The following is a 23,213-nucleotide window of genomic DNA, read 5'->3' as shown; positions in this document are numbered from 1 at the left end:
TTTAGTAAAATAATATTAATTATTAAAACCAAAATATGAAAGGTAATATTTTGATTGATTACTATGAATTAATTTTACTCTATTAAAAAGGTATTTTATGACTGAAATTGAATTACAATATCTCATTAAATTACATGTAGATAATGAAAGGCAAGGCCCAGGTTCGACATCTCATACATTACAAGCTTTGGCATTAAGTGGCTTTGATATAAACCAATCTTTGCAAATTGCTGATATTGGCGCAGGTACAGGATCTGCGACATTACCTTTACTTTCTCATACTGCGAGTCATGTTACTGCTGTAGATTTTCTAGAACCTTTTTTAGAAAAATTAAGTAATAGAGTCCAAGATTATTATCCTACAGCAATAGAACAAGGTAGGCTTAACTTAGTTAATGAAAGTATGGATTCTTTAACTTTTGATGCTAATCAATTCGATTTAATTTGGTCAGAAGGTGCAATTTATAATATTGGTTTTAAATCAGGTCTTCATAACTGGATAAAGTTTTTGAAACCAAAAGGAAAAATGGTTGTATCTGAAATCACTTGGCTGACTCATACTAGACCTAATGCTATAGAAACATATTGGCTTGACAATTACCCAGAAATTAATACCGCTGATCATAAAATTAAGGAAATTTTTGAGGCAGGATTCACATTAAAAGGCTATTTTGAACTTCCACGGGAATGCTGGGTGAATAATTATTATTTACCTATCGAACGCTCTTTGAAAAAGTTAGAAAGTATGGTGAGTGATACTTCTTCTGAGTCGTATTTAGAATTGATGAAGCTAAAATCACGAGAGCAAGAAGAGTTCGCTTTATATCAAAATTATCACGAATATTATAGTTATGGTGTTTATATCATGCAAAAAGCTTAAAACCTTCAACCAACTCTGATGTATAATACGTCGATATCATGTTTTTTTGATTCAAATCGCCTAAGGCAGCACTCAAAAATCATGTGTAAATACATCCTTTTTTCCTATTCTACTAGAGGTTAACCATCATGAAAATTGTTGAAGTCAAACATCCTTTAATCAAGCATAAAATCGGTTTAATGAGAGCAAAAGATATCGATACTAAGCGTTTTCGTGAGTTAGCTTCAGAAATAGGCAATCTTTTAACTTATGAAGCAACTGCGAGTTTAGAAACTGAGAAAATATTTATCGATGGTTGGTGTGGTCAAGTTGAAATCGAGCAAATTAAAGGTAAAAAAATTACGGTAGTACCCATTTTAAGGGCTGGTCTAGGTATGATGGAAGGTGTACTCGAAAGTATCCCTAGTGCTAGAATTAGTGTGGTTGGTGTTTATCGTGATGAAGAAACACTCAAACCTGTACCCTATTTTCAAAAACTAGCTTCTGATATCGAAGATAGATTAGCGCTTGTTGTTGATCCAATGCTTGCAACAGGTGGGTCGATGATAGCTACAATAGATTTATTAAAAAAAGCAGGCTGCTCTCACATTAAAGTATTAGTGCTTGTTGCAGCACCTGAGGGAATTAAAGCTTTAGAGGCTGCTCACCCAGATATTTCTTTATATACTGCATCAATTGATAGTCATTTAAATGATCAAGGCTATATCATCCCTGGTCTTGGAGATGCAGGTGATAAAATTTTTGGAACTAAATAGATCCTATACACTTTACCAATAATTTTAAAAATATATTGCCAATTTAATTTGGATAAAAATATGGAACAACAACTTACATTACCTTTAATTCCTTTGCCTGAAGATGAGGTATTTAGTACTTTTTATCCAAATGGAAGTGAAATGGCAATATTTGCATTACACGAAGTATTAAAAAATCCTGAAACTGAGTTTATTTATTTATGGGGTGGAAAAAATACTGGTAAAACACATTTACTGCACTCAGCTTGTTCTCATAATGATCAGCTTTCTTTACCTGTTGCATTATTACCTTTAACTCAGAGGCGATACATTTCTCCTGAAATGGTTGAAGGTCTTGAGGAGCTTTCTTTGGTATGTATTGATGATATAGATGAAATTGCATGCGATGATAAATGGGAGTTAGCTATTTTTGATTTATTTAATAGGATTAAAGAGAAAGACAGAGCAACACTAATCATAACAGGCAATCAACCACCAAAAGAATTGGGTATAAAATTACCAGATTTAATCTCTCGATTATCTTGGGGAGAAATTTACCAATTATCTCCTTTAAAGGATGAAGATAAGCTGCAAGCATTACAATTAAGAGCGTTACAACGTGGATTTGAGTTACCTGAAGAAGTAGCTCTATTTTTAGTTAAACGAGTAGATAGGGATCTTCGTACATTATTTGAGGTCCTTAATCGTTTAGATAGAGCATCGCTTGAGGAAAAAAGATTAATTAGCGTCCCTTTTGTTAAAAAGGTTCTTTCACTATAATTTGAATTCGCCTGTTGATAACGCTTGGAAAATAGAAATTGAAAGAAATAGGAAGAGAGGAATTGATGAATAATAACGATGTTTGGATACCGTTTAGATATTGGCATGTTTTTATTTTTTTCATTGGATTATCAATATTTAATTTTTTAGCACTTTATGCAGTTGATGTTTTTCCTTTGTCATATAGAATGATTTTTTTTCTTGCTAATAGTATTGGTGGAACTTTGATGTTAAGTCTTTTGATATTAGTTTGGACGGATATGGCTAAAAGTGTAAAGCAAAAACTGGCTGCTTTTTTTTGGATAACAACGTTAAGCACGATATGTTCTTACATTGTTGTCTTTCATGCGATGGCTTAGTAAGTGATAACAGTTTTTCTTGGTAATTCCCCTAAGATGATTTTTTTATTATTCAATGGGTTTGGCAATGCAATAACTCTTAACCTTTTGATTTTGACCAAGCCTTATTTTGAAGATTCTTTAGACAAAAAAATTTATGCTGGAATGGGAATAACAATATTGAGCTTCATTTGCGCCTATACCATCATTTACCAATTTCTTTCATGAAATAGACTAAATTAGTCTATTCATACTTATTAGCATGCGATATACTTCCTTTCCAGGGATAGTTTTTAGTCTCATATATAGAGATAGTATTTAAAAGGATTTTGGTGTGTCAAATATCCAAGAGAGAATAAAATGATAACAATTTCAACATCTGCACAAACACATTTTGTTAAATTATTAAGTAATCAAGAAGAAGGAACGCAAATTCGTGTTTTTGTGATTAATCCAGGTACGCCAACCGCTGAGTGTGGGGTATCTTATTGTCCAACAGATGCTATTGAAGCGACGGATATTGCATTCCAATACGATGGATTTAGTGTTTATATTGATGAAACAAGCGCACCTTACTTAGAAGAGGCTGAAATTGATTTTGTCGTAGATAATTTAGGTTCACAGTTAACCCTCAAAGCACCTAATGCAAAAATGAAAAAAGTTGCCGATGATGCACCGTTAATAGAGCGAGTGGATTATCATATTCAAGCTGAGGTTAATCCTCAATTAGCTGGACATGGTGGTAAAGTAAGTTTAATTGAAATTACCTCTGAAGGTTATGCAATTTTACAATTTGGTGGCGGATGCAATGGTTGCTCTATGGTAGATGTTACCTTAAAAGAAGGCATTGAAAAAAGTTTACTTGCACTCTTCCCAGAATTAAAAGGAGTGAGAGATGTTACTGAGCATGAACGGGGTGAACACTCTTATTATCAATGATAAATAAGGTTTAATGTAAGACATATAAATTGTCAAAACTCAATAAGATAACAGGCTTTTCGGCCTGTTTTTGTTTTTTTGGACTTAGTTTCTGATTAGGGTGATTAGTAACTTTAAGGTTTAAAGTATAAAGTTAACTATTTTTAGAAAAATAAAGATATGATATAGGTAATAGTTATGACTCAAGAATTTAAAGCAATAGGTATCGAAGAGGCAAGGAAACTAATAGAAGAAGGTGCTGTTTTATTAGATATTAGAGATATACAAACTTATCAAATGATTAGGCATGCTAATGCACTTCATTTAACAAATGATTCAGTAAGTCACTATCTTACGACATTAGAATTTGAGAGTCCTATCTTGATTGTATGTTACCATGGCCATAGCAGTCAAAACGTCGCACAATTTTTTGCAGAAAGTGGGTTTTCTGCTGTCTTTAGTGTGAATGGTGGTATGACTGCTTGGGCTCAGTTATTTCCAGATGATTGTATTGAGGGTTCATTATAAATGCAAGGACATATATGTGTTTGCGTAAGTTCAAATCAACGATTTTTACTGATATTTGTTGATTATATTTTACGTGAGTATGAGGTTCAGCTACAGATTAAGCAAGTTAATGATGCGTTTTCCTCTGAGGCTAATTTTGAGTTATGGTTACCTGCCCAATTTGCTCAGTTTGAAGAACAAGTCATAAATGCATTTACTGAATACCAGTTAGCACCAACGCATCAAAAGTATTTACTGGCCAGTTGGGGTGTTGGGAAAACAGGACATCAATTTGTTAAATCGCAATCAAAGTACTCCCTCATAGCAGACTTAAAAATGCAGGCAAGGCCTTTAACACTTGCATTATTGATGCTCACGGTGAGTATTTATATTTTACAGCAATTTGAATTTTTTAATATAAACAGCTTACTATTTTATCCAGAGTCAAATGCTCAATATAGTGAATTTTGGCGATTTATTTCACATGCATTCTTACATTTTAGTTTGCTGCATTTAGTTGTGAATTTAATGTGGTTATGGTATCTAGGTAATCAAGTTGAGCTTAGATTAGGGGCTCTTAAGTTATTATCTATTTTTATCTTGAGTGCTGCGTTAGGGGGATATGGTCAAAATTTAACAACAGGCCCTTATTTTGGTGGATTATCAGGCGTTGTTTATGCTCTAACAGGCTTTTGCTGGTTATATGGTGTGATGGCGCCGAATAAGAGAATTCATTTGCCGACACCTATTTTAGTGTTTTCAGTTATATGGTTGTTGATTGGTAATGCTACATTTTTAAATTTATCACTTGCTAATACTGTGCATGTTGTGGGGTTAGCTGTAGGGCTTTTTATGGCATTTATAGATATTTTATGGATGAAGCGTTACCAACAGAAGTCGTGATAGAATAAAAATAGGTAGTAATGTATTAATTGATGATTAAGTTAATAGGCGCATGATTTATCAAATAAAATTGATAGTGTTAAACGCCTTTGATTTTTCTTATTTGATGATTTTTAAGAGGTATTGCATGACATATATCGCAATTGCATTTTTAATAGCGGGGGGGTTGCATATTTTGTGTGCAGGACTCGCAAAATTTGGACAACCTGGTTTTGATAATCATCATCCAAGACAATGGATGGCTACTTTCACTGGCGCTAAAGCAAGAGCTAACGCGGCTCAGTCTAATATTTTAGAGTCGTTGCCATTTTTTTATGCAGCAGCATTATTTGCACTTTATATGCAAGTAGAGGTCTCTAATTTAGCCTATTTACTATGGATTTGGCTTGGTTTTAGATGTGTGTATATCTATGCTTACATCAAAGATTTTGCTTTATTTAGAACATTTATGTGGTTATGTGCTTTGATAACAAATGGTGTTATTCTCTTTTCAGCACAAATTTTTCCTGCTATTTAATGCCAAAATGCATTTAGGGTTATGCTCTAGGACCTAAATGCATTTTAACTTAAATTTATTCAGCCTTATTGTCAGAATCGGAATGACCTAATATTTTATCAATATTATCTGCGCTCATATGCCTAAAATCTTGTCCTTTAACGAAATAAAATATAAATTCGCAAATATTTTGGCATCTATCTCCAATACGTTCTATTGATCTTGCACAAAACATGGCTGTAAGAACGCTAGGGATAGTTCTTGGATCTTCCATCATGTAAGTAATCAATTGACGAATCACTGCTTCATATTCTTTATCAACTTTCTTGTCTTCATGATAAATACGAATAGCAGCATCAACATCCATTCTAGCAAATGCATCAAGTACATCATGAAGCATTGATATAGCATGTCTACCGAGAGATTCAAGACTAACTAAGAGTGGTTGATGTTGCTGGCTGAATTTTTCTAATGCTGTTTCGCTGATTTTATTTGCGACATCTCCTATACGCTCTAATTCAGAGATAGTTTTAATAATAGCCATAATAAAGCGTAGATCACTTGCCGTCGGTTGACGTTTTGCTATCATTCGAACACAGGCTTCATCAATTTCAACTTCCATCTGGTTTACCTTAGCATCGCCAGCAATCACTTCTTTTGCAAGGGTTTCATCTTGTTGATGCATGGCTAAAATAGCAGATGTTAATTGTTGCTCAACTAATCCACCCATTGTTAAGACTTGAGTGCGTACATGTGCTAATTCAGCATTAAATTGCTGTGAGATATGTTTTGTAAAATTTAAAGTATCCATCGTCTCTCCAAAATGGCTAATTTGAGCAACCAGATAAAATTGCTTTAATTATTTAAAAAAATTATTTATTAGTTAAGAATTCATAGAGTTAACCAAATCTACCAGTGATGTAATCCTCTGTTTCCTTACGTTTTGGTGTTGTGAACATACTATCAGTATCATTAAATTCGATGAGTTCACCTAAATACATAAATGCCGTATAATCTGAGCATCTAGCAGCTTGTTGCATGTTATGCGTTACTATAACAACTGTGTAATCATTTTTTAACTCATGAATTAGTTCTTCAATCTTACCTGTCGAAATAGGATCAAGTGCAGAGCAAGGTTCATCTAAAAGTAACACTTCAGGTCTAATGGCAATACCTCTTGCAATACATAAACGTTGTTGCTGACCACCAGATAAGCTATAGCCACTTTGATTAAGTTTATCTTTAGTTTCGTTCCATAACGCAGCTTTTGTTAATGCCCATTGTACTCGGTCATCCATTTCTGATCGTGATAGTTTTTCAAATAACTTAACCCCAAAGGCGATATTGTCATAAATAGACATTGGAAAAGGGGTGGGTTTTTGAAAGACCATGCCAACTTTTGCACGAAGTAAGGCGACATCACTTTTATCAGTTAGAATATTTTTACCATCTAATAAAATTTCACCCTCTGCTCTTTGTTCGCTATATAACTGATACATTTTGTTTAGTGTACGAAGAAGCGTAGATTTACCACATCCCGAAGGGCCTATAAATGCGGTGACTTTATTTGTAGCAATGTTCATAGAAACATTTTTTAATGCATGAAATTTATTATAATAAAAGTTTAAGTTATTAATTTGAATCTTACTGTCTGCTTTATCAATTGCTACGAATTGGTTCTGTTGCATATATTATTTCCAATATTGATCAATTTAATGTGAGCTACTTTTATGTTCTAAGTAGCATACGTATTATGAACATTTAGTGCGGGCTGAAAATATGCCCGTACTATTTTGACTGGGCTATTTACTATTGTTTTTTTGCAAATATTACTCGGGCTAAAATATTCAGTAGTAAAACCATTAAAGTAATAATTAACACTCCTGTCCATGCAAGTGCTTGCCAATTTTCATATGGGCTCATAGCAAATTTAAAGATAGTTGCCGGTAAACTTGCTATCGGAGAGGATAAATCCGTACTCCAAAACAGATTAGAGAGTGCGGTAAATAATAGTGGCGCTGTTTCACCTGCAATACGGGCTATAGCAAGCAAAATCCCTGTTACAATACCAGCAACAGAAGCTTTCAATGTAATAGCTAAAACCATTTTCCACTTTGGGGTGCCAAGTGCATAAGCAGCTTCACGCAAACTATCTGGAACAAGTAAAAGCATATTTTCGGTTGTTCTAATAACAATTGGGATTTGCAGTAATGCTAGAGCAACAATACCAGCCCAGCCAGAAAAACCTGCAAATAGCACATAAACAAATAATCCTATCACGATAGAAGGCGCTGATAGTAAAATGTCATTTAAAAAGCGTGTACAACTTGCTAATATTGAATTTCTACCATATTCTGCTAAATAGATACCAGCTAATATACCAAGCGGTGTTCCAATAATTGTCGCATAAAATACAAGCAACAGCGAACCTACAATAGCATTAGCAAGTCCACCTTCATTTACATTAGGTTGAGGGGTGTTTTCAGTAAATACACTTATATTTAGTCCACCTATACCTTCTGTTACCGTTGTCCATAAAATCCAAATGAGCCAAAATAAACCGAATGCCATGGTCATTAAGGATAAAGTCAGTGCGATTGAGTTTTTAATGCGTCTATAACTTTGTTTATTTTGCCTAATTTTAAATTGCTCTGGTGTAATCACACCGGGTGCTGAAACTGTCTTATTTAGGATTATATTAGTCATTATTTTTTCCCCTCTTGTTTAGCAAGGCGCATTATCATCAATTTAGAAAAAGCGAGTACGATGAATGTTATTGCAAACAAAATTAATCCTAATTGCATTAGAGCTGAAGTATGTAGTCCAGGGTCAGCTTCAGCAAATTCATTAGCAAGTGCAGAGGTGATGCTATTTCCTGGCGCGAAGAGTGAGAATCCGTTTAAGTCATATACATTGCCGATAATAAAGGTAACGGCCATGGTCTCACCTAGTGCTCTACCTAACCCAAGCATAATGCCACCAATCACACCATTTCTTGTGTAAGGTAAGACAATTTTATAGATGACTTCCCATGTAGTGCATCCAATTCCGTATGCGGATTCTTTCATCATTACAGGGGTTTGTTCGAACACATCTCTCATGACTGAAGCTATATAAGGAATAATCATAATAGCTAGAATTATGCCCGCTGTTAATATACCTGTCCCATAGGCTGGTCCTGTAAAAAATATGCTTAGGACTGGTACATCAGCGAGTAAATTATTTAATGGTTCTTGAAAATATTTCATGAAAATCGGAGCAAAAACAAATAACCCCCACATACCATAAACTATGCTAGGAATTGCTGCGAGAAGTTCAATGGCAATCCCAAAAGGCCTTTTAAGCCAGTTTGGAGCGAGTTCAGTTAAAAAAAGAGCTATACCAAAACTAATTGGAACGGCAATTACAAGTGCAATGATTGAGGTAACTAATGTGCCATAAATTGGAATTAATGCACCAAATGTTTCTGTATTAGTATCCCACTCTGATGTCCATAAAAAAGCAAAACCAAATTCTTTCATGCTTGGTAAAGAGGCGATGATTAAGGAAACAATAATTCCACCAAGTGATAACAGCGTGATTAACGCAGCTAGGTGTACAACAATAGAAAACACATTATCACCATAACGATACAGTGTTTTTGGTTGTATGGGTAATTCCGCATTAGTATGGAGATCGTTCATATCTGATAGTACTCTTTTTATTGTCAGTTATCTTTGTCAATCGCTCGATTTTATAAAAAATAATACCGAATTGAATCGGTATTAAAAAAAACAATGATAATCTTAAATGATTTTCCAGTATCATCAAGTGTATTTGATAATACTGAAAATTTAAACTAGATAGTTTTATTAGAAGATTGGATTACCTGAGGCATCTTTCACTTCTGTTTTCCACGCAGCACGGATTTTTTCCACTACGCTATATGGTAATGTTGCATAATCAAGAGAAGTTGCTTTTTGAGTACCTTCGGTATAAGCCCAATCAAAAAAGTTCAATACTGCTTTACCTTGTTCTGGTTTGTCTTGTACATTATGAACTAATATAAAAGTTGTTGACGCTATAGGCCATGCGTTTGCACCTGATTGATTAGTTAAATCTTGTGCAAAAGTTTCATCCCATTTTGCATTTAAAGCTGCATTGCTAAATGATTCGCCACTAGGAGAAACGGTTTCTCCATCAGCTGATATCAAGTTGGTATAAGCAAGACCATTTTGCTTTGCATAAGCGTATTCAACATAGCCTATTGAGCCTGGTGTGCGTTGAACAAAAGCTGCAACTCCGCTGTTACCTTTTCCACCTAGACCTGTTGGCCATTTGACCGTTGAAGCTGCGCCAACTTCTTCTTTCCAAGTTTCATTTACTTTAGATAAGTAGCTTGTGAATACAAAAGAAGTACCTGAACCATCAGCTCTACGAACTACAGCAATATTTTGATCTGGTAGTTTCACGCCAGGGTTTAATTTAGCAATCGCTTCATCATTCCATTTTTCAATTTTACCAAGGAATATATCACCAAGTGTTGGACCATCTAATACCATTTCACCAGATTCAATTCCTTCAAGGTTAACAACTAATACAACACCACCAATTACAGTAGGAAATTGAAATAAACCACCTTCTTTTAATTTTTCATCAGATAGAGGCGCATCACTTGCACCAAAATCAACTGTTTTAGCATTAATTTGCTTAACACCGCCAGAGGAACCTATTCCTTGGTAATTAACTTTATTACCTGTTGCTTTTTCATAATCAACAGCCCAACTAATATACACTGGTTCAGGAAATGTAGCGCCTGCGCCAGTGACGTTGACAGCAAGAGCTGACGTGCTCATTGCTGTTAAACTTAAAAGACCAATTAAACTGATTTTTTTACGGATAGTTAGCATGGAATGCTCCTTAAATAATTAAACTAAAATGAGTTTATAACATTTATATTTGTATAGTCTTACTTCATTTATGACAGTACTTAATTTATTTACTTTACTGAGGTGCTATGCAATTGGAATTTAAGTTTACCAATCTATAAAACACGGTGTTAATGTATAATTCTGTGATTAAGATAATATGACAGATTTATGACAGATTTATGACAAACTAGAGTGATTGATGAAATAATCTGTTTTTAGAAAACATTTTTTATTTAATTTATTGATTAAATTATTAATTTATTTTATTTGATAATTAGCGTATACATTATGCTCTGTGAATTTTAATTGGGTGTAAAATATTAGCCAGTTATTGGTACTTATCGCTTATAATGATTTAAAATTTTGTTGATTGAATAAAGGAATAAACGAATATATGCGTGTATTAGGTATAGAAACATCTTGTGATGAGACAGGTATTGCTATTTTTGATAGCCAATATGGCTTAATGGCGCATCAGCTTTACAGTCAAGCTAAAACACACGCTGATTATGGTGGTGTTGTACCTGAACTAGCCTCGAGGGATCATATTCGTAAAACCCTTCCATTAATACAAGCTGCTTTATCAGAAGCCAAAGTAAAGGCTAATGAGATTGATGGTGTTGCTTATACCGCAGGCCCTGGGTTGATGGGGGCTTTGCTTGTTGGTGCCACAATTGGCCGCTCGTTGGCTTATGCTTGGCAGGTACCAGCTCTTGCAGTTCATCATATGGAAGGACATTTACTTGCTCCTATGCTTGAGGATAATCCCCCTGAATTTCCATTTGTTGCTTTATTGGTTTCAGGCGGTCACACTCAATTAATTAGTGTTGAGGGGTTAGGGCAGTATACTCTTTTAGGAGAGTCAATTGACGATGCAGCTGGAGAAGCGTTTGATAAAACAGCTAAGCTGCTTGGTTTAGATTATCCTGGAGGCCCATTATTAGCCAAAATGGCGCAATCTGGACGAATCAACCAATTTAATTTTCCAAGGCCTATGACTGATAGGCCTGGAATGGATTTTAGTTTTTCAGGCTTGAAAACTGCAGCTGCAAATGCCGTTAGATTACATAAAGATATCAAGACAGGCGAAGTTGATGAACAAGTCAAAGCTGACATTGCGCTTGCTTTTGAAACGGCTGTAATTGATACATTATCTATAAAGTGTAAAAGAGCACTTGAAACAACAGGGTTTAAGCGATTAGTGGTTGCAGGTGGTGTCAGTGCTAATATTCAATTAAGAGAACAACTTGGAAAAATGATGCGATCATTAGGAGGGGAAGTCTTTTACCCTAGAACTGAGTTTTGTACAGATAATGGCGCTATGATAGCTTATGCTGGTTGGAGAAGGTTAAAGGCGGGTCATACAAATGACTTATGTATTATTACCCGCCCAAGATGGCCTTTAGTTGAACTAGAAAGTTAAGGTTATTTTAAGCTATTAGGTCTTTGGTCTTTGGGTGTTGCATACCAATACCCTAAGCCCATAAATAAGACGCCTGATAGAGTATTGCCAAGTGTCACCCATAGTAAATTATGTCCAATACCAGAAGTAGTGAATTCTATAGGATGATTGCCAAGCCATGATAGTGCAAATACAGACATATTGGCTACAGAGTGCTCATATCCTGAAGCTATGAAACCAAGTAAACACCACCAAATTGCAATAAATTTAGCGGTTCCTTCAACTCTCATTGCCATCCAAATTGAAAGACATACTAACCAGTTACATAATATGCCTTTCATAAATAGATTAAAAGCAGGGGTGGTGGCTTTAGTCAGTGCTATCTTATGCATAACAGCGTGCTCATCAAAAAGTTGAGGGAAGCCTCCAAGATAATACAGGTAAGATACTATGATTGCGCCAATTAAATTAGCAAACCAGGTTTGAGGTAAAATTTTTACTGCATCTATTAAATGTAGTTGTTTGGTTTTTATTCCGACAGTTAGGTACATTGTATGGCCAGTAAATAATTCGGCGCCAGCTATAATAACTAAGGTTAAAGCGATACCAAAAGTTGCTCCCATAACTAAGTAACGAATACTTGGATCGACTTGGTTGCCTAAAGTGAATATTAAAATGATGCCAAGCCCCACATAAGCGCCGGCCATCATTCCTCCTATCCAGAAACTGATAGGATGGTTTTGAATAAGATTTTTAATTCTAAGTGCATTGTTACCACATTTTGTTAAAGTATCAGTGTACATAATTAGCTCATTTACAAGAAAAATAAAAAGGGTGAATAATGGACTTTGTGCTATTTAAAACCATTATTTAATAATATTGATAATTAATTGCGAAGCAATTTCATTATTGACGGTAGTATTATCACTATCTTGGTGTTTATGCTCGTTGATGTATATCAATCAAACCTTACCAACAAAGAGGCTAAGGTCAATCATACTGTTTTAGTTATATTTTTTAATTTTTTTATTTGTTTTATTATCATGTTGTTGCGTTTTTTATGGGAGTGTTTTATGCAATGTATTTAGTGGGAAAAGATGGAGATGATTTCACAGAATGATTATCACGAATAAAAACATATGCGAAAATAATAAAAATCATGTAGATTGTCGATATACGCTGAAATAAAGTTCAAAAATTGTTAAGATAGCAGCATTAGAGTTATATCAATATTTAACGTTTAGGAAGCCTGTTGCTTTCAAATATTACAGGACATTGACCAATATGAAAATGAGATTTAAAACCCTTACCCTTTTAGTTGCGGTAATAACAAGTAGTGTTTCTTTTTATGCCCAAAGTGAAGATCTATTGCAAGTCTACAAAAAAGCACAAGAAACAAATCCAGATTTACGCCGAGCACAGGCTGATAGGAATGCAGCGTTTGAAAAAATTAACGAGGCGAGAAGTGGGTTATTACCTCAATTAAGTGCGCAGGCGAGTTATACTGAACGAAGAGGGTTTAGAGATGATCGGAATGTTAATTCTGAAATCAAGAGCGGATCTATTAATTTAACGCAATCAATTTTTGATTACAGTATTTGGCAAGGTTTAACAATTCAGCAAAAACAAGCTAATGTATCAGAAACTAGTTATCAAGCTGCCCAGCAAAAACTGATTTTAGATACTGCGACAGCTTATTTTAATGTACTAGGTGCAATTGATGCATTAGAATTTGTTGAAGCTAACCGAAAAGCAGTATTTCGACAATTAGAGCAAACACAGCAACAATTTAATGTCGGGTTAGTTGCAATAACTGATGTACAAAATGCGAAGGCTCAATATGACAGTGTTATCGCCAATGAAGTGAATGCTCGTAATCAACTCGATAATGCAATTGAAACGTTAAGGCAAATTACAGGACATCATTTTGATAAATTAGCCTCTTTGAATGTAGATACATTCAAAACAGTTAGACCAGATGTAGCAGAAAAATTGATTGAAAATGCAAACAATAGAAATTTAAGTTTATTGAGCGCTAGATTACAACAAGAAATATCAAGAGATAGCATACGTTTAGCTCAAAGCGGACATTTACCAACATTAGGCGCTTCAGCATCTAGTTCTATTACCGATACCAAGAATAGTGGCTCAAACAATCCTAGAGCAGGAACTAGCAATGATTCTGGTCAAAATAGTATAGGCCTGACTTTAAGCGTACCTCTATTTCAAGGCGGTGCGACAGTCTCTAGAACAGAGCAAGCGCAATATGGATATGTTAGTGCAAGCGAGGCTCTAGAAGCTACTGCAAGGGCAGTGGAGCAGAGTGTTCGTTCATCTCGTAATAATATGAATGCTTCTATAAGTAGTATTAATGCTTTTGAACAAGCAGTCGTTTCAGCTGAAACATCTCTTGCTGCAACAGAGGCGGGATATCAAGTTGGTACAAGAACGATTGTTGATGTGCTTAATGCAACAACAACATTATATAATGCGAAACAGCAGCTTTCTAATGCGCGTTATTCTTATATGATAAATCAATTAAATTTACTTTCAGCTCAGGGATTGCTACAAGAAAGTGATCTTGTCAGTTTGAATGCAACTTTAGGAAAGCATGTTTCAACAGCACCTGAAAGTATTATTGATGAGTCAGCATTTAACTAGTATTTAAATGGTTGTTAATTAATTGAAGGGGGTTATATGTCATTAAAAATTAAAAAAATTGCCCTTATAGGCTTAAGTATCTCTTTTTTATTAGGTAATACATCGATAGCATTTGCAGAGCTTAAGTTTGAAACTGATAGAGCACATTGTGCAGGTTATGCAGATGCTATGTTAAGTACGTATAAAAATAGACACTATAATATGATGTCTCAATATTACGGTGAAGCGTTTGAACAAGATGGCTCAATTTCACAGAATCCTGAGCAATTACAATCTTTATATGATACAGCTTATGACAGCATAAACAAGAAAGCTCGTATTAGAGATAATTTAGATCCTTTATGTGAAGATGATTATGTTGCGTTTATTGACGGTATGCGAAAGCAATTTGAAGAGGCAAAATTGAAAGAAGAGCAATCTAATTGATATATCTAGTAGGGTAAGATGTTACAGCCTTACCCTACTAGATTTACCGCTAGAGTTTTTTGGGTCTTTGCCAGTTGTTTATATGGGTTTGTTTTACTCGACTAATCACAAGCTCATTTTCTCCTATATCCTTTGTGACTGTTGTTCCTGCCCCAATAGTGGCACCTTTTGCAACAGTAACAGGTGCAATAAGTTGTGTATTAGAGCCAACAAATACATTATCTTCAATAATAGTTTTATGTTTATTCACGCCATCGTAGTTGCAAGTAATCGTTCCTGCACCTATATTGACATCTTTACCAATCATTGTATCGCCAAGATAGCTTAAATGGCCTGCTTTAGAGTTCATACCTAAAGTTGCTTTTTTCATTTCAACAAAATTACCAACATGTGCATTTTTTTCAAGTACAGAATCTGGTCTTAAACGGGCAAATGGCCCAACAGTACAGCCGTTATTTAAGGTTGATTGTTCAATGATGGTATAAGGGCTTATAATGGAGTCATCAGCAATAACACAGTTTTTAAGTATGCACCCTGCACCAATTTTGACTCTATCACCTAAGATGACTTTTCCTTCAATAATGACATTGATGTCAATTTCGCAATCCTTACCATGATAAAGTTCTCCACGAAGGTCAAATCTTGCAGGATCAAGGATCATCAATCCTGCAATTAATAACTTCTCGGCGGCTTGTTTTTGATATATACGTTCTAGTGTTGCTAACTGTTGACGATTGTTTACTCCTTCAACTTCAGAAAGGTTATCAGGATGTACTGCAACGATAGAACGCCCTGCATTATGAGCAAAACCAATTATGTCTGTTAGGTAGTATTCACCTTGTGCGTTTTTATTATCGAGTTTTCTTAGATATGATTTTAGATCAGCGCCGTTGATGGCTAAAATACCAGTATTGACTTCATTGATCTTTTTTTGGTCTTCAGATGCATCTTTATGTTCAATTATGCCTGTGACAATATTTTTATTGTCCCTAATAATTCTGCCGTAGCCAGTTGGGTCATCTATTAAAACGGTTAAAAGTGATATTCCACCTTTTGGTCTTGCTTCAATTAATCTTTTGAGTGTTTTATCGCTGATGAGTGGAACATCTGCGTATAATATAAGTACATCATCATCGTTGTTAATTACGTCAATTGCTTGCATCACAGCATGGCCAGTCCCTTTTTGTTCAGCTTGTTCCACCCAGTTGACAGTTTCATCACTGAGATGAGTTTGTAATTTTTCCGCACCATGACCGTAAATAAGATTTAGATTGGTTGGATTTAATGATTTAGTGGCATCAATCACATGCTTAACCATTGATTTTCCAGCAAGAGTATGCATGACTTTTGGTAGGTCAGAGTACATGCGTGTTCCTTTACCTGCAGCTAGGATTAAAATATTGAGAGAAGCTTTTGTTGAATTCATACTGTATTCCTGTTTATTTGAATTTTATCAATGTTCGTTAATTTTGTTTAAGGTGTCTACTTAGACATAAGTGGCTTAGAGTTTTAATTTATCACAATCATTTTTAACATATTGGTTGTGATTTAATTGGATTGATGCAATCGTTCTTTCTCGTTCGCATTCCCAAGCAGTTACTGGAAAAGTCTTATTCCAGTGATCCATCAATATTAATTCAGCCAAAGAAAAATTTAGTTTATAACGATCGTACATATAAAGATATGTTCTAGCGATTTGCCCTTTTGCACTATCAGGAGGCTCTACTTCATCACGTTTAAAATCGATTTTTATTGTGCATTGACCGTAAACTTGACCAGTGTTGCTGTCCCATGATGAAAAAGGTAGATTGCCTCTGTCACCATTTACTTCACCAATTGCTGGTTGTAAGTTATGTAAGTCTGCTTCCATTTTTTGATATTCAGGGTCATTTTTTTCACAATTCTTACGACCACCATTTTTCCAACAAGCTCTAGGCTCACCAGTAAGTGAATAGGGAATAAATTTTGATGCAGGGACAACGTGCTCCCATTCTAACCTTAGTGCCCTTGATTCATTTTTTCGATATTTATATCCACAAGATTCTAAATCAATTACGCTTTTTTTACCAACCCATGAGATAGGGCAATTACAATAAAAGGTGACAGGATTAGGGGTGTTTTGATAAATTTTTATGAGTGATTTTTTTGCTTGTGTAAAATTTTTAGGAACATGTTTTTTTTCATTTTGTGGAGCAGAAAAAGTAGGTAATGTTATGAGGAATATACCTATAATTGTGATTTTTAATAATTTTACAGGTGGTGAAAAAGTATTGTTATGCATAGCTAAGACTTTTAAGAGTAGATTATATTAAATAATAAGTAGCATTATCCACAAATAGACTCACATGGTATGCCATCGTTATCCCGATCTAGTTTTTTCATCCCACATTGATTTAATTTGAATATAGCTTCTTCACAACTTTCTATTTGAGAACAGGTTTTTTTATTACAATCGAAGTTTTTATCATCATTTGGATTTTCGTTATTGTTAGCAAAGGCAATATAGCTGCATGTAGTAAAAAAAATGATTAATATTAAGTGATTCTTTTTCATGAACTAATCTCCCTTTTAAATTTAGCATATAATCTGGGCTATTCTAACAGGTAATAGTACTATGTAGAACCTAAATATTTTTGTGTTTTTTAGTTTCTTTGATACCAATTGGTGTGGTCATAAATCGACTTAGTTGCTAATCTTCGTTTATTTTGCTTTATCAGTAAATTTTTCTGGTTGTTAATATGGATTAAATTAACTGAGGATATAATGTGTGAGGGTTGCTGAATCAGTACCAATTAGAATTGGTTAATGATTCAAAATCGAAAAGCCGCGAAAGCGGTTTTTTTTATGTTTACAGCAGGGGATTATTTTTATAAATACCTTAGGTCAAAGTTTTTTAGGCACATTGTGGGCACAATGGGAATTTTTGTACAAATTACTAATGTGGAATTTGTAGGTATTTTAGTGATGTTTTTTGTTTTTTTTGAGGGTAAATCTTGGAGCGGGAAACGAGGCTCGAACTCGCGACCTCAACCTTGGCAAGGTTGCGCTCTACCAACTGAGCTATTCCCGCAGGGATTAGTGTTCGGTTAACACTAGAAGAAAAAATGGTGCCTCGAGGCGGAATCGAACCACCGACACGGGGATTTTCAATCCCCTGCTCTACCGACTGAGCTATCGAGGCAACGGCGCGCATTAAACAATAATATAGGCAATTCGTCAACATGTTTTTATTGAAAAATGATTGTTTGATCTAAAATTGAGCAATTAGGTGTAATATTAATCGAAAATTATTTGTTTTCAGCAAAATTAAGTAATTTGGGTACAAATTTGATATTGTTATCTTGTTAACTAAAATTTTGTATGTCTATTGCCTGCTGTTAAACGTAATGTTTTTTAATTATGAAAAGTATTACGATAAATTAATTGCTTTAATAGGTTTTATATCAGTTAGTTATGTATTTAGATGTATTGCTGTTCAAGTTGTTAAGTTTTAGCATGGATTTGAGTTGGGACTATTTAGTTTGATGCTAAAGCTTAATGAGATAAGGATGGAGTTGAAATGGCAGTGATATGAGAGTTATTAGTATGGGATTTAGAGAGAAGATCATGACACGTGAAATAGTAGGAAATAAATATTTAGATACCTTTAGAACCGCTCTTTTAAAAAGAAATGTGAAGTCAGTATCTTCGGTTATTGATTTGATTGATATATATATGGTTTATCAAAAGCATAAATCAGATATTCCGACTTCTCCATTGATTGTGGGTGGAGGAAGTAATCTTCTTTTTGTCGGAAATTACTCTGGCCCTGTCATACTGAACCAAATTAAGGGCATTCAGATTGAGGAAGATTTAGATGCTTGGTATTTACATGTAGGGTCTGGTGAATCATGGCATAAGTTAGTCTCTTTTACTATTCAGAAAGGGATTTTTGGAATGGAAAATTTAGCTCTAATTCCAGGTACAGTAGGGGCTGCGCCAATACAAAACATCGGGGCTTATGGTGTAGAGTTCAAGGAGTTTTGTGATTATGTTGAGGTTTTAGATAGTGACACACTTATGCTAAAGAGGCTGTGCAAAGATGAGTGCCAGTTTGGTTATAGGGATAGTACTTTTAAGCAACCCCAAAATAAAAAATTGATTATAACAGGTGTTGGATTTCGTATTTCAAAAGAATGGAAACCAGTATTAAGTTATGGAGAATTAAGTAAGCTTGATCCTACAAGAGTTACTGCTCAGCAAATTTATGAGTTAGTGATTAAAACTAGAAAAGAAAAATTACCTGATCCTGAACACATTGGAAATGCAGGTAGTTTTTTTAAAAATCCAATAGTCACTAAAGAAAAATTAGAATTTTTGTCACAAAAATATCCTGATATGCCATTTTATCCTATAGATGAAAAAGCTGGTTATGATTTCGTAAAATTAGCTGCTGGCTGGTTAATTGATAAATGTGAATTAAAAGGTTTTGAATTAAATGGCGCAAAAGTACATGAAAAGCAAGCATTAGTTCTAATAAATGCTAATAATGCAACTGGTAAAGATATCGCCCTGTTAGCAAAAATAGTGCAATCTTCTGTTCAAGATAAATTTGGAGTGTTGCTGGAACCTGAAGTCAGGTTTATTGGGAAGCTTGGTGAGGTCAATGCTTTGAAATATTTATCTAAAATATCATATCAAAATGACTAAATTAAAATGTATTAGTCCGCTAGGGAATCTCGAATGCACTAAGAAAAAGGAATTATATTTCAATGCATAAATATAAAACAGAACTGAAGATTATTCAGATTTTATCTGATGGCAAGTATCACTCAGGAACGAGTATTGCTTCTCAACTTAATATAACTCGCTCGGCAGTCAGTCAGTCAATTGCTAAATTTCAATTATGGGGGTTAACGGTATTTTCTGTTAAAGGTAAGGGGTATAAAATCTTAGATAAGTTAAATCTATTCAAAAAGATTGAGTTTGAGAATGAGGGGATTACCGTTTATGAGTCTATAGAGGAACGTACTATACTGACTTATCAAGGTTTGTTGCCAGTAGGAGGTACTTCAAAAAATTTGATGGAGCCAGCTATTTTTCTTAGGCCTATTTTAGATTCAACAAATCAGTATTTAATAAATAATATGGAAGATTTAGTAAAAGGTGATGCTTGTCTTGCTGAATATCAATATTCAGCAAGAGGAAGAAGAGGGAGAAGGTTTTACGCACCTTTTGGCTGCAATTTGTATTTTTCTTTTTATTGGCAGATGTCGCTTGAGCGAGATTTTATTCCCCCGTTAAGTTTAGTCATCGGGATGTTAACTGTCGATACATTAAAATCATTTGGTGTAAAAGATCTGAAACTTAAATGGCCAAATGATATTTATCTTAATGATAAAAAATTAGGTGGGATTTTAATTGAGACTAAAATAAAGGGAAAGGGTATTAATATTATCATTGGTATTGGATTAAATTTGACTATGAATACAGTGGATCCACAAATTGTAAAACAAAACTGGATAAGCCTTATACAGATGCGTTACGAATTAGATAAAAATGCATTAGCGATTGAATTAAGGAAGAATCTTTTTAAAGGGCTAGTACAATATCAATTAAAAGGGTTTAACTCATTTTTCCTCAATTGGCCTTCATATGATTGTTTTAATTTAGGTGCTCATGTTACTTTGAGTTCTGATGAAGAAGTAATTTCGGGAACCTATAGAGGAATTGATAGGGATGGTTCTATAAAGCTTGAGGTTGAAACACCGGATAGTAAAAGTTTAACACATGGAATTATAACTAGGCGTGTTGGTGATATTTCCTTGAGAAAAACAATCTAATTTTATTTGTACTAATCTTATCTAAAAAATTTTTAGGGTAAGATTAGTATTAAATTTTTTATTTTCTAATCTTTACTTGTTCAATTTCATGGTTGTTGCCTTTTTTTAGAATTAAATTGGCTCTTTCCTTTGTTGGTAAAATATTATTGTTTAAATTAATGGCATTCACATTGTCCCAGACTGATGAAGCGATTGTAATCGCTTCTGCTTCAGGTAATTTAGCATAATCATGAAAATAAGAATTTGGATCTGAGAAGGCTCCCATTCTAAATTTAAGGAAACGCTCAATGTACCATTGTTTCAGAAATTCTTCTTCAGCATCCACGTAGATTGAAAAATCAACAAAGTCTGATACAAATACTCGATGCAATTCATGTGGGTAATCCATACCACTTTGCAATACATTTAATCCTTCAATAATTAAAATATCAGGACATTTTATTATTTTTCTTTGATTTGGAACGATATCATAAATTAAGTGTGAATAAAGAGGTGCGCTGACTTCTGTTTTACCTGATTTGATATCAGAAACAAATTGAACAAGCCCTTTCATATCATACGATTCAGGGAATCCTTTTTTATGCATAATATTGCGTTGCTTTAATACCTTGTTCGGGTGCAAAAAACCATCCGTGGTGAGTAGCTCAACATGTCTATGTTCTGGCCATTCGCTTAATAATGTTTGAAGGAGCCTTGCTGTAGTGCTTTTTCCTACAGCTACACTGCCTGCAATACCAATTATATAAGGAATTTTATGGGTTTGTTTTCCAATAAATTCTTCGATAATAGTTTGTCTTCGGATGTTCGAGCTTATGTACAGATTTAATAATCTTGCAAGAGGGAGGTAGATTTTTGCAACTTCATCCAGAGATAAATTATCATTAATACCTTTAACTGCTAGAAGATCGCTTTCTTGCAATGTCATAGGGACATTAGCACGTAAATCAGCCCAAGTATTTTTATTAAAGTGGAGGTAGGGTGAGCTCGGTATTGAATTAGGCGAGATAGTTTTATTATTTTGAAAAGGGGTCATAAAGGGCTTCTTTTTCGTTCATTTTGGTTAAATTGCTAAAAAGGTCTAATGTTCATAGTTAGAAATCGTTAAATATTTAAAGTGCATAGATTATAGCGCAATCGAATCAAATTTAAGTAACGAATTATTTTATTGTGATAAATTTTAGTTGTACACTCATAAATATCTCACCAATTTTGCAATAAAATTAAATTTTTTTGATTTGTGGTTTCATTATTTCAAAGCAATTTTATGTTGAAAATAGCTTAAAAAGTAAGCTTTTTTGGTTATAAAATGTCACTTTAGCTCAAAAACCGAGCTAAAGAATAAAAAAATGAATATTTTGCTTGCATGATTGTTCGTAAATACATAAAATGCGCGCCACTTAAGCCGGCTTAGCTCAGTTGGTAGAGCAACTGACTTGTAATCAGTAGGTCGCCAGTTCGATTCCGGCAGCCGGCACCAAATGCTGGTGGGGTTCCCGAGCGGTCAAAGGGAGCAGACTGTAAATCTGCCGTCATCGACTTCGAAGGTTCGAATCCTTCTCCCACCACCATGCTTAAGGAAATCCTAATTTTTAGGGTTTGTGTGAAGAAAAAAGAAAAAATTGCCTGACTGAGCTGTTTAAATGAGTATTTTTTCTATAGAATAGCTCGGCCTCTAATAAGTTTTAGAGAGATAAAAGCAGCCGAGTTCAAAATTGCGGGCATCGTATAATGGCTATTACCTTAGCCTTCCAAGCTAAAGATGCGGGTTCGATTCCCGCTGCCCGCTCCAGTTTTGATGTGCTGATGTAGCTCAGTTGGTAGAGCACACCCTTGGTAAGGGTGAGGTCGGCAGTTCGATTCTGCCTATCAGCACCACTTCATGAATTCTCGCCAGCTGTTATCTTATCTAATCCTTTATAAACACTAGTAGCCAGTTACAGTACGTTTTTGTACGTTGTACCTTGGCATCAACTGATCTTTATTTTTTGAGGGACTAAACATGTCTAAAGAAAAATTTGAACGTACAAAACCGCATTTGAACGTAGGTACTATCGGTCATGTTGACCATGGTAAAACAACGTTAACTGCTGCAATTACAACAGTATTAGCAAAAACTTATGGTGGTCAAGCTCGCGATTACACGCAAATTGATAATGCACCAGAAGAAAAAGCACGTGGTATTACAATTAATACATCACACGTAGAATATGACACACCAACTCGCCATTACGCGCACGTTGACTGCCCAGGACATGCTGACTATGTTAAAAACATGATCACAGGTGCAGCACAGATGGATGGTGCAATTCTAGTTGTTGCGGCAACAGATGGTCCAATGCCACAAACACGTGAGCATATCTTACTTGGTCGTCAAGTAGGTGTACCTTACATTCTTGTTTTCTTAAACAAATGTGACATGGTTGATGATGAAGAGTT

The 23,213-nt window shown here is 34.6% G+C and carries 23 protein-coding genes, 6 tRNA genes and 1 pseudogene; 18 read left to right on the top strand and 12 right to left on the bottom strand.

What is annotated here, in order from left to right; all coding sequences use genetic code 11:
* Positions 1-97 precede the first annotated feature (97 nt).
* The 8 genes from BMW37_RS13170 (at position 98) to BMW37_RS13135 (ending at position 5,577) form a co-directional block, all read left to right on the top strand.
* Positions 98-880, top strand: coding sequence for a class I SAM-dependent methyltransferase (locus BMW37_RS13170; protein ID WP_093322031.1), 783 nt, complete (start codon positions 98-100; stop codon positions 878-880).
* 128 nt (positions 881-1,008) lie between these two features.
* Entirely contained in the window at positions 1,009-1,635 is a 627-nt protein-coding gene (gene upp / locus BMW37_RS13165; protein ID WP_093322029.1) for a uracil phosphoribosyltransferase, read from the top strand.
* Between the two features lie 60 nt (positions 1,636-1,695).
* The gene (gene hda / locus BMW37_RS13160) at positions 1,696-2,394 is read left to right on the top strand and encodes a DnaA inactivator Hda (RefSeq protein WP_093322027.1); all 699 of its coding nucleotides are present in this window, start codon (positions 1,696-1,698) and stop codon (positions 2,392-2,394) included.
* 65 nt (positions 2,395-2,459) lie between these two features.
* Positions 2,460-2,753 (top strand): hypothetical protein, encoded by a 294-nt coding sequence (locus BMW37_RS13155; protein ID WP_093322024.1) that lies wholly within the window; start codon positions 2,460-2,462, stop codon positions 2,751-2,753.
* A gap of 339 nt (positions 2,754-3,092) precedes the next feature.
* Positions 3,093-3,671 (top strand): Fe-S biogenesis protein NfuA, encoded by a 579-nt coding sequence (gene nfuA, locus BMW37_RS13150; RefSeq protein ID WP_093322021.1) that lies wholly within the window; start codon positions 3,093-3,095, stop codon positions 3,669-3,671.
* Between the two features lie 177 nt (positions 3,672-3,848).
* Positions 3,849-4,178 carry a thiosulfate sulfurtransferase GlpE gene (glpE, locus tag BMW37_RS13145; RefSeq protein ID WP_093322018.1) on the top strand — a complete coding sequence of 110 codons (330 nt, stop codon included), beginning with the start codon at positions 3,849-3,851 and terminating at the stop codon, positions 4,176-4,178.
* The gene (gene glpG, locus BMW37_RS13140) at positions 4,179-5,060 is read left to right on the top strand and encodes a rhomboid family intramembrane serine protease GlpG (RefSeq protein WP_093322016.1); all 882 of its coding nucleotides are present in this window, start codon (positions 4,179-4,181) and stop codon (positions 5,058-5,060) included.
* Positions 5,061-5,187: 127 nt separating this feature from the next.
* Entirely contained in the window at positions 5,188-5,577 is a 390-nt protein-coding gene (locus BMW37_RS13135; RefSeq protein WP_177168676.1) for an MAPEG family protein, read from the top strand.
* A 55-nt stretch (positions 5,578-5,632) separates the two neighbouring features.
* Here BMW37_RS13135 and phoU read toward each other — a convergent pair whose 3' ends face one another.
* The 5 genes from phoU to pstS all read right to left on the bottom strand — a co-directional run bounded on the left by phoU (position 5,633) and on the right by pstS (position 10,445).
* Positions 5,633-6,367 carry a phosphate signaling complex protein PhoU gene (gene phoU / locus BMW37_RS13130; protein WP_093322011.1) on the bottom strand — a complete coding sequence of 245 codons (735 nt, stop codon included), beginning with the start codon at positions 6,365-6,367 and terminating at the stop codon, positions 5,633-5,635.
* Positions 6,368-6,455: 88 nt separating this feature from the next.
* A complete protein-coding gene (gene pstB / locus BMW37_RS13125) occupies positions 6,456-7,244 on the bottom strand; it encodes a phosphate ABC transporter ATP-binding protein PstB (RefSeq protein WP_093322008.1) in 789 nt (262 codons plus the stop codon).
* A 121-nt stretch (positions 7,245-7,365) separates the two neighbouring features.
* The gene (pstA, locus tag BMW37_RS13120) at positions 7,366-8,262 is read right to left on the bottom strand and encodes a phosphate ABC transporter permease PstA (protein ID WP_093322006.1); all 897 of its coding nucleotides are present in this window, start codon (positions 8,260-8,262) and stop codon (positions 7,366-7,368) included.
* A complete protein-coding gene (gene pstC / locus BMW37_RS13115) occupies positions 8,262-9,239 on the bottom strand; it encodes a phosphate ABC transporter permease PstC (protein ID WP_093322003.1) in 978 nt (325 codons plus the stop codon). The genes pstA and pstC overlap by 1 nt, the downstream gene beginning before the upstream one ends.
* Before the next feature lie 168 nt (positions 9,240-9,407).
* Positions 9,408-10,445, bottom strand: a complete 1,038-nt coding sequence (gene pstS / locus BMW37_RS13110) for a phosphate ABC transporter substrate-binding protein PstS (protein WP_093322000.1) — start codon at positions 10,443-10,445, stop codon at positions 9,408-9,410.
* 415 nt (positions 10,446-10,860) lie between these two features.
* On the opposite strand from pstS, the gene tsaD reads away from it, so the two are divergent.
* Positions 10,861-11,889, top strand: a complete 1,029-nt coding sequence (gene tsaD, locus BMW37_RS13105; protein WP_093321997.1) for a tRNA (adenosine(37)-N6)-threonylcarbamoyltransferase complex transferase subunit TsaD — start codon at positions 10,861-10,863, stop codon at positions 11,887-11,889.
* 2 nt (positions 11,890-11,891) lie between these two features.
* Here tsaD and nirC read toward each other — a convergent pair whose 3' ends face one another.
* Complete coding sequence (gene nirC / locus BMW37_RS13100; RefSeq protein ID WP_093321995.1) at positions 11,892-12,671, bottom strand: nitrite transporter NirC; 780 nt, start codon at positions 12,669-12,671, stop codon at positions 11,892-11,894.
* Positions 12,672-13,152: 481 nt separating this feature from the next.
* On the opposite strand from nirC, the pseudogene tolC reads away from it, so the two are divergent.
* Positions 13,153-14,517 (top strand): annotated as a pseudogene (gene tolC / locus BMW37_RS13095) (outer membrane channel protein TolC); the annotation flags it as partial.
* A 48-nt stretch (positions 14,518-14,565) separates the two neighbouring features.
* Entirely contained in the window at positions 14,566-14,955 is a 390-nt protein-coding gene (locus tag BMW37_RS13090; protein WP_093321989.1) for a hypothetical protein, read from the top strand.
* Between the two features lie 49 nt (positions 14,956-15,004).
* On the opposite strand, the gene glmU is transcribed toward BMW37_RS13090, so the two are convergent.
* From glmU to BMW37_RS13065, 5 genes are all read right to left on the bottom strand, one after another.
* On the bottom strand, positions 15,005-16,381 hold the full coding sequence (gene glmU, locus BMW37_RS13085) for a bifunctional UDP-N-acetylglucosamine diphosphorylase/glucosamine-1-phosphate N-acetyltransferase GlmU (RefSeq protein ID WP_093321987.1): 1,377 nt from the start codon (positions 16,379-16,381) through the stop codon (positions 15,005-15,007).
* 75 nt (positions 16,382-16,456) lie between these two features.
* Positions 16,457-17,236 (bottom strand): endonuclease, encoded by a 780-nt coding sequence (locus BMW37_RS13080; protein ID WP_093321985.1) that lies wholly within the window; start codon positions 17,234-17,236, stop codon positions 16,457-16,459.
* Between the two features lie 44 nt (positions 17,237-17,280).
* Positions 17,281-17,508 carry an excalibur calcium-binding domain-containing protein gene (locus BMW37_RS13075; protein WP_093321983.1) on the bottom strand — a complete coding sequence of 76 codons (228 nt, stop codon included), beginning with the start codon at positions 17,506-17,508 and terminating at the stop codon, positions 17,281-17,283.
* Between the two features lie 441 nt (positions 17,509-17,949).
* Positions 17,950-18,025 (bottom strand) — tRNA-Gly (locus tag BMW37_RS13070).
* Positions 18,026-18,060: 35 nt separating this feature from the next.
* Positions 18,061-18,136 (bottom strand) — tRNA-Phe (locus BMW37_RS13065).
* Between the two features lie 425 nt (positions 18,137-18,561).
* Here BMW37_RS13065 and murB point away from each other — a divergent pair.
* Both murB and birA read left to right on the top strand, forming a co-directional pair.
* Entirely contained in the window at positions 18,562-19,644 is a 1,083-nt protein-coding gene (murB, locus tag BMW37_RS13060; RefSeq protein ID WP_093322047.1) for a UDP-N-acetylmuramate dehydrogenase, read from the top strand.
* Between the two features lie 62 nt (positions 19,645-19,706).
* Positions 19,707-20,777, top strand: coding sequence for a bifunctional biotin--[acetyl-CoA-carboxylase] ligase/biotin operon repressor BirA (gene birA, locus BMW37_RS13055; protein WP_093321980.1), 1,071 nt, complete (start codon positions 19,707-19,709; stop codon positions 20,775-20,777).
* Positions 20,778-20,835: 58 nt separating this feature from the next.
* On the opposite strand, the gene coaA is transcribed toward birA, so the two are convergent.
* Complete coding sequence (gene coaA / locus BMW37_RS13050) at positions 20,836-21,810, bottom strand: type I pantothenate kinase (RefSeq protein WP_093321977.1); 975 nt, start codon at positions 21,808-21,810, stop codon at positions 20,836-20,838.
* A 368-nt stretch (positions 21,811-22,178) separates the two neighbouring features.
* On the opposite strand from coaA, the gene BMW37_RS13045 reads away from it, so the two are divergent.
* The 5 genes from BMW37_RS13045 to BMW37_RS13025 all read left to right on the top strand — a co-directional run.
* Positions 22,179-22,254: transfer RNA gene (locus BMW37_RS13045), tRNA-Thr, on the top strand.
* A gap of 6 nt (positions 22,255-22,260) precedes the next feature.
* Positions 22,261-22,345, top strand: a tRNA-Tyr gene (locus tag BMW37_RS13040).
* A gap of 146 nt (positions 22,346-22,491) precedes the next feature.
* Positions 22,492-22,566 (top strand) — tRNA-Gly (locus tag BMW37_RS13035).
* Between the two features lie 10 nt (positions 22,567-22,576).
* Positions 22,577-22,652: transfer RNA gene (locus BMW37_RS13030), tRNA-Thr, on the top strand.
* Positions 22,653-22,776: 124 nt separating this feature from the next.
* The coding region (locus BMW37_RS13025; protein ID WP_143047660.1) for a GTP-binding protein at positions 22,777-23,213 on the top strand (437 nt) is incomplete at its 3' end.

It is taken from the genome of Thorsellia anophelis DSM 18579 (assembly GCF_900111395.1).
Taxonomy (GTDB): domain Bacteria; phylum Pseudomonadota; class Gammaproteobacteria; order Enterobacterales; family Thorselliaceae; genus Thorsellia; species Thorsellia anophelis.
Note: the sequence above shows the minus strand (reverse complement) of the source record. Positions and strands in the feature narration are given on the sequence as shown.

What these genes read in the sequence shown, in the direction of transcription:
- pstA (WP_093322006.1), bottom strand. Translation starts at nt 8,262, where the DNA reads ATGACTAATATAATCCTAAATAAGACAGTTTCAGCACCCGGTGTGATT.
- BMW37_RS13135 (WP_177168676.1), top strand. Translation starts at nt 5,188, where the DNA reads ATGACATATATCGCAATTGCATTTTTAATAGCGGGGGGGTTGCATATT.
- BMW37_RS13090 (WP_093321989.1), top strand. Translation starts at nt 14,566, where the DNA reads ATGTCATTAAAAATTAAAAAAATTGCCCTTATAGGCTTAAGTATCTCT.
- BMW37_RS13155 (WP_093322024.1), top strand. Translation starts at nt 2,460, where the DNA reads ATGAATAATAACGATGTTTGGATACCGTTTAGATATTGGCATGTTTTT.
- murB (WP_093322047.1), top strand. Translation starts at nt 18,562, where the DNA reads ATGACACGTGAAATAGTAGGAAATAAATATTTAGATACCTTTAGAACC.
- pstS (WP_093322000.1), bottom strand. Translation starts at nt 10,445, where the DNA reads ATGCTAACTATCCGTAAAAAAATCAGTTTAATTGGTCTTTTAAGTTTA.
- birA (WP_093321980.1), top strand. Translation starts at nt 19,707, where the DNA reads ATGCATAAATATAAAACAGAACTGAAGATTATTCAGATTTTATCTGAT.
- coaA (WP_093321977.1), bottom strand. Translation starts at nt 21,810, where the DNA reads ATGACCCCTTTTCAAAATAATAAAACTATCTCGCCTAATTCAATACCG.
- pstC (WP_093322003.1), bottom strand. Translation starts at nt 9,239, where the DNA reads ATGAACGATCTCCATACTAATGCGGAATTACCCATACAACCAAAAACA.
- nirC (WP_093321995.1), bottom strand. Translation starts at nt 12,671, where the DNA reads ATGTACACTGATACTTTAACAAAATGTGGTAACAATGCACTTAGAATT.
- BMW37_RS13075 (WP_093321983.1), bottom strand. Translation starts at nt 17,508, where the DNA reads ATGAAAAAGAATCACTTAATATTAATCATTTTTTTTACTACATGCAGC.
- upp (WP_093322029.1), top strand. Translation starts at nt 1,009, where the DNA reads ATGAAAATTGTTGAAGTCAAACATCCTTTAATCAAGCATAAAATCGGT.
- nfuA (WP_093322021.1), top strand. Translation starts at nt 3,093, where the DNA reads ATGATAACAATTTCAACATCTGCACAAACACATTTTGTTAAATTATTA.
- BMW37_RS13170 (WP_093322031.1), top strand. Translation starts at nt 98, where the DNA reads ATGACTGAAATTGAATTACAATATCTCATTAAATTACATGTAGATAAT.
- BMW37_RS13080 (WP_093321985.1), bottom strand. Translation starts at nt 17,236, where the DNA reads ATGCATAACAATACTTTTTCACCACCTGTAAAATTATTAAAAATCACA.
- glmU (WP_093321987.1), bottom strand. Translation starts at nt 16,381, where the DNA reads ATGAATTCAACAAAAGCTTCTCTCAATATTTTAATCCTAGCTGCAGGT.
- glpG (WP_093322016.1), top strand. Translation starts at nt 4,179, where the DNA reads ATGCAAGGACATATATGTGTTTGCGTAAGTTCAAATCAACGATTTTTA.
- hda (WP_093322027.1), top strand. Translation starts at nt 1,696, where the DNA reads ATGGAACAACAACTTACATTACCTTTAATTCCTTTGCCTGAAGATGAG.
- glpE (WP_093322018.1), top strand. Translation starts at nt 3,849, where the DNA reads ATGACTCAAGAATTTAAAGCAATAGGTATCGAAGAGGCAAGGAAACTA.
- phoU (WP_093322011.1), bottom strand. Translation starts at nt 6,367, where the DNA reads ATGGATACTTTAAATTTTACAAAACATATCTCACAGCAATTTAATGCT.
- pstB (WP_093322008.1), bottom strand. Translation starts at nt 7,244, where the DNA reads ATGCAACAGAACCAATTCGTAGCAATTGATAAAGCAGACAGTAAGATT.
- tsaD (WP_093321997.1), top strand. Translation starts at nt 10,861, where the DNA reads ATGCGTGTATTAGGTATAGAAACATCTTGTGATGAGACAGGTATTGCT.